Here is an 11052-nt window from a genome sequence, read left to right on the forward strand (position 1 = left end):
TCCATATCTGCAGGGGCTGTGAGGTCGGCGCACCCTATCAATTGCGACCGACGGAACCAACAAAAAAGGCGGCCAAACGGCCGCCTTCCTCACACGGGAGCTACGCTCTCAGTGTTCCTTGTTTGCATATACCGAACGCTTCGTCAGGTAGATCAGGCCCGAGAAGATCAGCAGGAAGACCATGACCATGAAGCCGGTGTGCTTGCGCGCCACCAGGTGCGGTTCGGCAGCCCACATCAGGAACGCGGAAACGTCCTTGGCGTACTGATCGACCGTCGCCGGAGCACCGTCGTCGTAGGTAACCTGACCGTCCGACAGCGGCTTCGGCATCGCCAGGACCGCAGCGGCATGGAAATACGGATTGTAGTGTCCGCCTTCAGGGACCTGGAAGCCGGCCGGCGGTTCTTCGTAGCCTGTCAGCAGCGAGTAGATGTAGTCCGGCCCGCCTTCCTGGTACTGCGTGAAGATATCGAAGACGAACTGGGGGAATCCACGCTCGACTTCGCGCGCCTTGGCGATCAGCGAGAAATCAGGCGGCGCCGCGCCGTTGTTGGACGCAGCGGCTGCTTCGGCGTTGGGGAACGGCGACGGGAAGTAGTCCGAAGGAACAGCCTTGCGGCTGTACATGTCGCCGCTGGCGTTCGGACCGTCCTGCACTTCGTAGTTGGCTGCGAACGCCTTGACCTGCGCGTCCGAGTAGCCGAGGTCGCCAAGCGTGCGGAAGGGCACGAGCTTCATGGAGTGACAGGCAGCACAGACTTCCGTGTAGACCTTCAAGCCGCGCTGGAGCTGGCCCTTGTCAAAGTTGCCGAACGGACCTGCAAAGGTCCAGTCGACCTCTTTCGGCTCCTTCAGCGGATAGTGCGGCGTTGCGGCCTCGTGATGCTCCGCGGGCGCTGCCTCCTGGGCAAACGCTGCGGTGCCAAGACCCGCGACGACTGCGAGCGACAGAATGCTTGCAACAAGCTTTTTCATATTTTTATTCCCTCTCGTCGCCCGCTTATGCCTTGGCCGTTGCAACGGCCGCAGCAGTCTTGTTGCGCTTTTCAAGCACGGCTTCCGTGATCGAGTTCGGTACGCGGCGCGGCGTCTCGACGAGACCAAGCACCGGCATTCCGACCAGGAAGAAGGCGAAGTAAAGGAGCGTACAGATCTGCGAGATCGTGGTGTAGAGACCTTCCGCCGGCTGCGAACCCAGCCAGCCGAGAATGATCGCATTGATCACGAACAGCCAGTAGGCAAGCTTGTACCACGGACGGTAGACCGCGGAACGGACCTTCGACGTATCGAGCCAAGGCACGAAGAACAGCACGATGATCGCGCCGAACATCACAAGCACGCCGCCGAGCTTCGAGTCGATCGGGCCGATGTTGAAGGTGATCGATCGCAGCATCGCGTAGAACGGCAGGAAGTACCACTCCGGAACGATGTGTGCGGGTGTCTTCAACGGGTCGGCCGGGATGTAGTTGTCGGCGTGACCGAGGAAATTCGGCAGGTAGAAAACGAAGTAGGCGTAGACGAGCAGGAAGATCGAAACGCCGAGCGCATCCTTGAGGGTCGCGTAAGGCGTGAAGCGGACGGTGTCCGTCTTGGTCTTGACCTCGACGCCGGTTGGGTTCGTCTGGCCGGTGACATGCAGTGCCCAGATGTGCAGGACGACAACGCCGGCAATGACGAAGGGCAGCAGGTAATGCAGCGAGAAGAAGCGGTTCAGCGTCGGATTGTCGACCGCAAAGCCGCCGAGCAGGAACTGCTGGACCCATTCGCCGACCAGCGGGAACGCCGAGAAGAAGCCGGTGATGACGGTCGCGCCCCAGAAGGACATCTGACCCCAGGGCAGAACGTAGCCCATGAAACCCGTCGCCATCATCAGGAGATAGATGAGAACGCCGAGGATCCAGAGGATTTCGCGCGGCGCTTTGTAGGAACCGTAGTAGAGACCACGGGCGATGTGCAGGTAGACCGCAACGAAGAAGAAGGACGCGCCGTTGGCGTGCATGTAGCGCAACAGCCAACCGTGGTTGACGTCACGCATGATCTTCTCGACCGAGTTAAATGCGATCGAGGTCTCGGCGGCATAGTGCATGGCGAGCACGATACCGGTCAGCATCTGCACGATCAGCATGACCGACAGCATGGCGCCGAAGGTGTAGGCATAATTCAGGTTACGCGGAACCGGATATGCAACGAAGCTGTCATAGACCATGCGCGGCAGCGGAAGGCGCGCATCGATCCATTTTTCCAAGCCGGTTGATGGCTCGTAGCTGGAATGGCCACTCATGTATCAGTCTCCCCTCAACCGATCTTGATTTTAGTATCGGACAAAAACGAAAAGGTCGGGATAGCCAGGTTCTGCGGCGCCGGGCCCTTACGGATGCGGCCGGCCGTATCGTAGACAGAACCATGGCAGGGACAGAACCAACCGTTATATTCGCCGGCCTGGCCGAGCGGAACGCAACCGAGATGCGTGCAGGTGCCGATCATGACGATCCAGTTTTCCTTGTCCTTGCCGCCCGAACGGTCGAGGCCGGTTGCCTGGGCATCGGGTGCAAGATTGGCGTTGCGGGCGACCGGATCCTTCAGATCCGCCATCGGAGTGTCGGCGGCTGCCTTCACTTCCTCGGGCGTACGGTTACGGATGAAGATCGGCTTGCCGCGCCACTTGACGGTCAGCGACATGCCCGGCTCGAGGCTCGCCACGTCCACTTCGATTGAAGCCAGTGCCAGCGTCGAGGCATCGGGGCGCATCTGATCGATAAACGGCCACGCGACCGCAACGGCGCCCACCGCGCCCGCCATACCTGTGGTGAGATAAAGGAAATCACGGCGAGTGGGCTCGTTCGAGACCTCGCCTGTCGTTTCGTGTTCGCTCACGGCTTACAATCCTCTGCGCAATTTTCGCGGAACTCCGCCCATCCCCTCAAGGCGAAGAATCTGTCGCGACACAGTTCGAACATAGATTCCCCACCAATCCGGCGCGTTCTAAGCTTGATCGCAAATTATGTCCAGCCTTGGCAAGGCCATGTGGGCACAATGTCGCGGGAATTTTAAGTTGATTTTTTAAGACAATCACATGCTTGCAACATTGTTGCGTTGCACCAAATCCGGGCTCGTGCTACGTCGCCGGACTATTATTATTCCAGTCTCGGCACCCGGCGATGAAAGACACTTTATTCTGTGTGGGAAGTGTCCTCGTTTCGCTGCTGCTCGCTGCGATATCGCTGCGCTACGTGACGCACACCTGGCTCCTTGCCTTTGTCTACAGCTTCCAGGTCCATTTCGCGCTTGTGGCGCTGCTGGGAACGCTCCTGCTCCTGCTGCTCAAACGCCATTGGTTTGCCTATGTGCTGCTCTCCGCTGCCCTGCTTCTGCTAGGGCACGGCCTGTTCATGCTCAAGGCCTTCGAAGCCGCTTCCTCGACTGCCGCCACGCAGCCGGCCTTCCGGCTGATATCCTTCAATATCGAGAACTTCAACTTCAAGAACGGACGGCCGATTGCCGACGCCGTGATCGCCTCCGGTGCGGACGTCGTCAATATTCTCGAGGCCGAACCGCTGATCCCGGAAATCGCCCGCCTGACGAAGGCTTATCCCTATCGGATCGGCTGCGGCGTCGAGACGGAGGGCTGCGATACCCTGGTGCTCTCAAAACGACCGTTCGTCGAAACGTCCGTCAGCAGCATCGGCGACCTCTGGCCGAACCGTCTGGTGACGTCAGTCATCGATGTCGACGGCACCAGGATTACCTTCGTCTCGGTCCATCTTGCCAAGCCCTACTTCGACGATTTCCAGGTGAACGAGTTGGTCGATTTGCGCGGCGCCGTCGCCGCCATCAAGGGCCCACTCGTCCTGGCGGGAGATTTCAACTCGGCAATCATCGATCCGGACATCCAGCGTTTCGTTGCGACAGCCGGCCTCAACACCGTCTTTCCCGAACCGGCGACGTGGCCGATCAAGGCCGGCCGCCTCGGCATCGCGATCGATCACGTGCTCGCCCGTCCGCCCCTTCGACTGACCTCGGTAAAGCGGATGGAAGACAGCATCGGCTCAAACCACTTTGGCCTTGTGGCCGAGGTCGGCATCGATCGCTGACCGAGGAGCGGCCCCGTCGTAGTCGACGGCAAGAAAGCCGCCTGACTGCCGTGCCCACAGCTCCGCATAAAGCCCACCGCGTTGAAGCAGCGCTTCGTGCGTCCCGTCCTCGATGATCTTGCCTTCATCCACGACAATCAGGCGATCGAGGGACGCGATCGTCGAGAGACGGTGTGCGATCGCAAGGACAGTCTTGCCGTCCATGATCCGGTTGAGGTTCGATTGAATGGCCTCTTCGACTTCGGAATCCAGCGCCGACGTTGCTTCGTCGAGCACCAGGATCGGCGCGTCCTTCAGCATGACCCTGGCGATGGCGATACGCTGGCGCTGCCCCCCCGAGAGCTTCACGCCCCGTTCGCCCACATGTGCGTCGAAGCCCTTGCGTCCCTGCTGGTCCTGCAGCCGCTCGATGAAATCGAGTGCCTCGGCGCGGCGGGCGGCCTCGATCAGTCTGCGCTCGCCCGCGTCGGGACGCCCGAACAAGATGTTGTCGCGCACGGAGCGGTGAAGCAGGGATGTATCCTGGCTCACGACGCCGACCTGCATGCGCAGCGTTTCCTGCTTGACACCGGAGATATCCTGACCGTCAACGAGAATGCGCCCGCCCTCGAGATCGTAGAGGCGCAGCAGGAGGTTCACGAGCGTCGACTTTCCCGCTCCGGAACGCCCGACGATGCCGACCTTCTCGCCGGGCTCGATGGTGAGCGAGAAATCGTCGATCACGCCGTTGGCCCGTCCGTAGTGGAACGAGACGTTCTCGAAGCGAATGCCTGGCCGGACAATGACGAGATCCGGCGCCTCCGGCCGATCGACCAGCCCCAGCGGCTGGGAAATGAGTTCGGCCGCATTCTGGATCGTGCCGAGGTTGCGCATGATGCCGTTGAACTGTGTCATCAGACGCCCCAGAAGAAAATTCAGGCGCAGCACCAGTGCCAGCGAGAAAGCCACGGCACCGGAACTGACGAGCCCCTGCAGCCAGAGATGCACGCTGAGCCCGGCCATCGTCACGATCATCAGGCCGGATAGAAGCGCCATGGACGCGCGTACGCCGGTGATGAAGCGCGTGAAGCGAAGGACGGTTTCCTGATAGAAATCGAAGCCCTGCCGCATGTACCGGTCGGTTTCCTCGTCTCTCGCGAACAGTTTCAGTGTCTGGATGTTGCTGTAGGCATCCACCATGCGGCCATTCAGCATCGAAGCGGCTTCCGCCGTCTCGCGGGAATGATAGCGGATGCGCGGGACGAAATAACGCGCCAGAAACCCGAAGGCGCACAACCAGCACAGAACCACGATAGCAAGGGAAAGATCGAGCCGCGCGACCAGAACCAGCGTAGTGGCAGCATAGATCCCGACGAACCACACACTTTCCATCAGCGACGTGACCAGGTCGCCCGTCGCCTGGCCCGCCGACCACACCTTGGTCACGATACGTCCGGAAAAGTCGCTCTGAAAAAAGGACAACGACTGACGCGAGACATGCAGGTAGGACTGCCAGCGCGCCAGATTATAGAAACCCGGCGTAATGACCTGCTGATCGACAAGCGCTATCAGCAGCGCGACGACGAACCGGACAATCCCGATGAGAACGAGCATGACGGCGAGTTCGGTACCGTGGGCGGCCAGAAGGCCGTTCCATCCATCGGCAGGCGAAATGGTGGCGAGAATGTCGACCACGCGCCCGACGAACCAGAAGAGTGCTGCCTCGATCGCCGCGGACATGCCGCCAAGCACCAGCATGGCGATGAACGGCGCCTTTGCCTGGCCGATATAGAAGGAAATGAATCCGAGCGTCGAGCGCGGCGGCTGAATATTGTCGCGCGGTCGAAAGGGATCGATCCAGTTTTCGAAGGCACTAAAGATTCGATTCAGGAGCATATTTGCGATATAGGCATATATGCCGGAACGGGAAAGGAATGCGCCCGCCGGAAAAGCCTTATATTTTCGTAATGATCGGTAACATCGGCGGCATCGCCGTTGACTGAAGCAGAACTCGCCACAATCTGGGAGTATACAAGTCTTTTACGGGAGACGGCCGCAATGCAAACAAGGACGCTCGTGTCGAGTATTCCGCTGTCGCTGGCGGACAAGCTCGACGGGATGATTGAACATCTTGAAGTGCCATTCGATGACGTCATAGCCGACGCCATTGCCGCGTGGATCGCCCGCGAAGAAGAGCGGCGCCTGATGGCGTTGCGCGCGCTCGCATTCGCCAACAGCATGGCTGTCGAAGGCCACCGCATCATCGACTGGGCAGACAGTCTTTCCGCCGATCGGCACTGACTGAGCCGAGACATCGAAAAAACGCCTTCCCGATATCCCAGGGAGGGCGTTTTGCATTTGTAGGGGGCGTTTCGCGTTATTCGGCTGCTTCTTCCGCGTCTTCCGAATCGGCCAGGAAGCCGCCCGATTGTCGGTTCCACAGGTCGGCATAAATGCCGCCCTGTCGGACGAGATCGGAATGCGAACCGGCCTCGATGATCCGACCCTTGTCGAGCACGATCAGTCGGTCCATTTCCGTCAGCGTCGACAGACGGTGGGCGATCGCGATCACCGTCTTGCCTTCCATCAGCGCGAACAGGTTCTCCTGGATTGCCGCCTCGACTTCGGAATCGAGCGCCGAGGTCGCTTCGTCCAGCACCAGGATCGGCGCGTCCTTCAGGAAGACCCGTGCAATTGCGACACGCTGACGCTGACCGCCGGACAGCTTGACGCCACGCTCTCCGACCTGTGCGTCCAGGGCCTTGCGCCCCTGCATGTCGACGAGGCCGTCGATGAAGTCCCACGCATTCGCCCGCTTTGCGGCCTCGATCACCTCGGCATCGGTCGCATCCGGGCGGCCGTAGGCGATGTTGTCGCGGATCGAGCGATGCAGCAGCGAAGTATCCTGCGTCACCACGCCGATCAGCTCGCGCAGGCTTTCCTGCGACACGTGCGAAATGTCCTGTCCGTCGATGGTGATGCGCCCGCTCTCCAGATCGTAGAAGCGCAGGAGCAGGTTCATCAGCGTCGTCTTGCCGGCACCGGAGCGACCCACGAGACCGACCTTTTCGCCCGCCTTGATGTCGAGCGAAAGGTTGTCGATGATGCCCTTGGCCTTGCCGTAGTGGAAGCCGATGCGATCGTAGTGGATCGCTCCCTTCTTGGCGGCAAGCTCGGGCGCACCGGGGCGATCGACGATATCGTGGCCCTTCGTCATCATCTCCATCCCGTCATAGACCGTGCCGATGTTCTCGAACAGCGCCGAGACTTCCCACATGATCCACTGCGACATGCCGTTGACGCGCATCGCCAGGCCGATCGCAATCGCGATGGCGCCGACCGAGATGCCGCCGTTCAGCCAGAACCAGATCGACAGGCCGGAGATCACGAACAGCGCCACGCAGTTGTTGATATAGACGGCCGCATGGAACATCGTGACCTTGCGCATCTGCTGATGGACGGTCTGCAGGAACTCGTTCATGCCTTCCTTGGCATAGGTCTCTTCCCGGCCGGCATGCGAAAACAGCTTCACCGTAGCGATATTGGTGTAGCTGTCGACGACGCGTCCGGTCATCATCGAGCGTGCATCCGCCTGCGCGGCGGCAATCTTTCGAAGCCGCGGCACGAAGTAGGAGACGATGGCGACATAGATGCCGAGCCAGGCGAGGATCGGTATCATCAGCCGCCAGTCGGCCGCCGCGATGACGATGATCATCGTCAGGAAGTAGGTGACGACGTAGACGAAGACGTCGAGTATCTTCATGACGGTTTCGCGCACCGCCAGCGAAGTCTGCATCACCTTGGTCGCAACGCGTCCGGCAAACTCGTTGGCAAAGAACGTCATGCTGTGACGCATGAGGAAGCGGTGCATCTGCCAGCGCGCGATCATCGGATAGTTGCCGAGCAGCACCTGGTGCATGATGAACGAATCCAGCACGGCCGCCAGCGGCAGGCCGACCAGGATCAACGCGCCCATCCAGACGAGTTTGTGGCCCTCGCTTTCAAGGAACGTCGCCGGGTCTGCATGGGTCAGCCAGTCGACGATGTTGCCGAGGAACTGGAAGAGCGCCACTTCGCCGATCGCGATCAGCATGGTCAGCACGGCCATCATGCCGAGCCAGGGTGCCGCCGGCTTCGTGTAGTGCCAGCAGAAGGCATAGAGTCCCTTCGGAGGAACCGTCGGCTCCTCGCTTGGAAAGGGATTAAGTCGCTGTTCAAACCAGCCAAACATGAAAATGCTCCGAAACTTCAGCGTTCCGGCTCCTGCCCCGCGCAAAAGACGCGCTGAGGCTCATATGGGGACCGGACGTTCAAGGGGCGAGGCCACGACGGCCGCGCAAGGAATTAGAAATGGGAAGTCAGGAAAGAAAAGGCACTAGGCGTGCCGGTTCGCCAGTCGCGCATTCGCGGACGGGAGGCACATACGTCGAGATAATTCCATTGTGGCGCTCCCTGTTGGCGATTGAAGATGCACACCGATAACGCGAAACTGGCAGAAATTCCAGCCCCGGAATGCCGAAAAATCGACGTTTTTGGTTCAAAAACGTGCATGTTGCGCCGAAATCACAGTTGCAATACGAGTTTCCGGCAAAACAGACCAGGTGAGATCGATCATGGCAAACCTCAGAGTTGCGCTCTATCAGCCGGATATACCGGGCAACACCGGAACGATCCTGCGCCTTGCCGCCTGTCTGGGGTGTGCCGTCGACATCATAGAGCCGGCAGGCTTTGATATTTCGGACCGCAGCCTCAAGCGCGCCGGCATGGACTACCTCGCCGCTGCCACCCTGACCCGGCATGTCAACTGGGAGCACTTCGAAGCGTGGCGGGAGGCCACCGGGCGCAGGCTCGTTCTCGCCTCCACGAAAGCGTCGGGACGCTATACCGACTTCTCGTTCCGTCCCGACGACATCCTGCTGTTCGGGCGCGAAAGCGCCGGCGTTCCCGACCACGTTCACGACAAGGTCGACGCACGGATTGTCGTGCCGATGGTCGATGGACAGCGGTCGATCAATCTCGCCGTCTCCGCTGCGATGATAACGGGAGAGGCCATGCGGCAGACGGTGTGGGCTTGATATCCCCAGCTTGCATACAAATGCCGGTCCGACCCCAGAATATGTCGCCAATGGCGTTGTGAAATTGCAAGACCGGCGTATAGTTGTTAGCCGAGCAATCAAAAAATCGGGCCAAGCGCCACGAATTCAATGATTTGACGCCCAGAGAGATTCGAAATTACGCGTCGCCAGACGCCAAGAGATAGAAAAAGACAAGGCCGCATGGAATCCACAATCGTGATGATCAACCTGTTCGGCGCGGTGGCGTTGCTGCTGTTCGGCCTGGCGCAGGTCAAGGATGGTGTGTCGCGGGCCTTCGGCGCGAGGCTCAGGACCGGCCTTGCATCGGGAACGCGCAGCGGCCTGCGCTCGTTTCTGTCGGGCTTCGTGGCCACCGTTGCGCTGCAGAGTTCGACGGCGACTGCGCTGATGGTCTCGTCCTTTGTCGAACGCGAGCTGGTGAAGCCGCGCATGGCGCAGATCGTCCTGCTCGGGGCCAATGTCGGAACGGCGGTCACCGCCTGGATCGTCGCCACCGGCATCGAATGGCTGTCGCCGCTCGTCATCCTGACCGGCATCGTGCTTTACCGCAGCGGCTCGACCGGCCGCCAGGGCGGCGGCACGGCGCTGATCGGCATCGGATTGATGCTGTTGTCGCTGCATCTCCTCAGCAGCGCCACCGANTACCGCAGCGGCTCGACCGGCCGCCAGGGCGGCGGCACGGCGCTGATCGGCATCGGATTGATGCTGTTGTCGCTGCATCTCCTCAGCAGCGCCACCGAGCCGATGCGCCAGTCGCCGGCGCTGGCCGCCTTCATCGGCCTGCTCGATGGCGCCTGGCCGGTGGCCCTTGCCTTCGCCGCCGGCATCGCCTTCATTTCCTCGTCCAGCCTTGCCGCCGTCGTGCTCATCCTGTCGCTYGCCTCSACCGGCATCCTGTCGRCGGGCCTGGTCATCGTGCTTGTCCTCGGCGCCAATCTCGGCGGCGCCRTTCCGCCTGTSATCGCCTCGCTGTCGGGGCCGGCCTCGGCCAAGCGCGTCACGCTGGGCAACCTGATCGTCCGCGCCATCGGCTGCCTGATCGCCCTGCCGCTTGCAGGCTACGGCGCCGACCTTCTGGAAATGCTGCCGCTGTCGCCGGCCAAGCTGCCGGTCGACGCCCATCTCGGCTTCAATCTCATCCTGGCCGCCCTTGCCTGGCCGTTTTCCCGCACCCTGTCGCAGCTGATGCTGAAGCTCGTGCCCGAGGAGCCGCAGGCCGACAACGGACCCAAATACCTCGACCCGCAGGAGCTTTCGACGCCTGTCGTGGCGCTCGCCAGCGCCACCCGCGAGGTGCTTGGCGTCGGCGACCTGATCGAGCGCATGCTGCTGCGCACCTCGGATGCCTTCGAGCGAAACGAACTCGCCAAGCTCAAGGAAATCCCCACCCTGGAGAAGCGCGTCGACACCCTGCAGCAGGAGGTGAAGATCTATCTCTCCAAGCTCGGCCGCAGCGGTCTCAGCGAAGAGGACGGCCGGCGCTCGATCGTCGTCATCGACTATGCCATCAACCTCGAGCACATCGGCGACATCATCGAAAAGGGACTGCTGCCGCAGGTGACCAAGAAGGTGTCGCTCGGCCTCAAATTCTCCGAGGACGGCTACGCCGAACTGACGAAGCTCTTCCACCTGACGATCGACAACCTTCGCATCGCCCAGACGATCCTCGTCACCCGCGACTTCAACCTGGCCAGGCAGCTGATGGAGGTGAAGGTCGAGGTYCGGCGGATGGAGAAGCAGTCGTCCGAACGCCACCTCGAGCGCCTGCGCGACGGCCGCGCCGACAGCCTGCAGACGAGCTCCCTGCATCTCGACATGCTGCGCGACCTGAAGCGCATCAACGCCCACATCGTCTCCGTCGCACATCCCATCCTCGACGAGAGCGG

General features: G+C 61.0%; 9 protein-coding genes and 1 pseudogene. 5 read left to right on the forward strand and 5 right to left on the reverse strand.

What is annotated here, in order from left to right; genetic code table 11:
- Window positions 1-108: 108 nt before the first annotated feature.
- From ASC97_RS16235 to petA, 3 genes are read right to left on the reverse strand one after another with little or no spacing between them, the layout of a single operon-like run.
- Window positions 109-975 (reverse strand): cytochrome c1, encoded by an 867-nt coding sequence (locus ASC97_RS16235; protein WP_057469300.1) that lies wholly within the window; start codon window positions 973-975, stop codon window positions 109-111.
- Between the two features lie 25 nt (window positions 976-1000).
- Entirely contained in the window at window positions 1001-2281 is a 1281-nt protein-coding gene (locus ASC97_RS16240) for a cytochrome b (protein WP_057469301.1), read from the reverse strand.
- Between the two features lie 14 nt (window positions 2282-2295).
- On the reverse strand, window positions 2296-2874 hold the full coding sequence (gene petA / locus ASC97_RS16245) for a ubiquinol-cytochrome c reductase iron-sulfur subunit (protein ID WP_057469302.1): 579 nt from the start codon (window positions 2872-2874) through the stop codon (window positions 2296-2298).
- 284 nt (window positions 2875-3158) lie between these two features.
- Here petA and ASC97_RS16250 point away from each other — a divergent pair, with 284 nt between their 5' ends.
- Window positions 3159-4091 carry an endonuclease/exonuclease/phosphatase family protein gene (locus tag ASC97_RS16250; RefSeq protein WP_057469303.1) on the forward strand — a complete coding sequence of 311 codons (933 nt, stop codon included), beginning with the start codon at window positions 3159-3161 and terminating at the stop codon, window positions 4089-4091.
- Here the strand turns inward: ASC97_RS16250 and ASC97_RS16255 are convergent.
- Window positions 4047-5966 (reverse strand): ABC transporter ATP-binding protein, encoded by a 1920-nt coding sequence (locus ASC97_RS16255; protein WP_057469304.1) that lies wholly within the window; start codon window positions 5964-5966, stop codon window positions 4047-4049. The two genes, ASC97_RS16250 and ASC97_RS16255, sit on opposite strands and share 45 nt — an antisense overlap.
- Before the next feature lie 162 nt (window positions 5967-6128).
- On the opposite strand from ASC97_RS16255, the gene ASC97_RS16260 reads away from it, so the two are divergent.
- Window positions 6129-6371 (forward strand): hypothetical protein, encoded by a 243-nt coding sequence (locus ASC97_RS16260; RefSeq protein WP_200959475.1) that lies wholly within the window; start codon window positions 6129-6131, stop codon window positions 6369-6371.
- Between the two features lie 76 nt (window positions 6372-6447).
- Here the strand turns inward: ASC97_RS16260 and ASC97_RS16265 are convergent, their stop codons facing one another.
- Window positions 6448-8301, reverse strand: a complete 1854-nt coding sequence (locus ASC97_RS16265; protein ID WP_057469305.1) for an ABC transporter ATP-binding protein — start codon at window positions 8299-8301, stop codon at window positions 6448-6450.
- A 382-nt stretch (window positions 8302-8683) separates the two neighbouring features.
- Here ASC97_RS16265 and ASC97_RS16270 point away from each other — a divergent pair, with 382 nt between their 5' ends.
- From ASC97_RS16270 to ASC97_RS16275, 3 genes and pseudogenes are all read left to right on the forward strand, one after another.
- Window positions 8684-9145: a tRNA (cytidine(34)-2'-O)-methyltransferase gene (locus ASC97_RS16270; protein ID WP_057469306.1), complete on the forward strand. Its 462-nt coding sequence runs from the start codon at window positions 8684-8686 to the stop codon at window positions 9143-9145.
- Between the two features lie 201 nt (window positions 9146-9346).
- On the forward strand, window positions 9347-9807 hold a 461-nt coding region (locus tag ASC97_RS35300; RefSeq protein ID WP_244481473.1), incomplete at its 3' end, for a Na/Pi symporter.
- 1 nt (window position 9808) lies between these two features.
- Window positions 9809-11052, forward strand: a pseudogene (locus ASC97_RS16275) (Na/Pi cotransporter family protein); the annotation flags it as partial.

This window comes from Rhizobium sp. Root1203, from assembly GCF_001424945.1.
Taxonomy (GTDB): Bacteria; Pseudomonadota; Alphaproteobacteria; order Rhizobiales; family Rhizobiaceae; genus Rhizobium.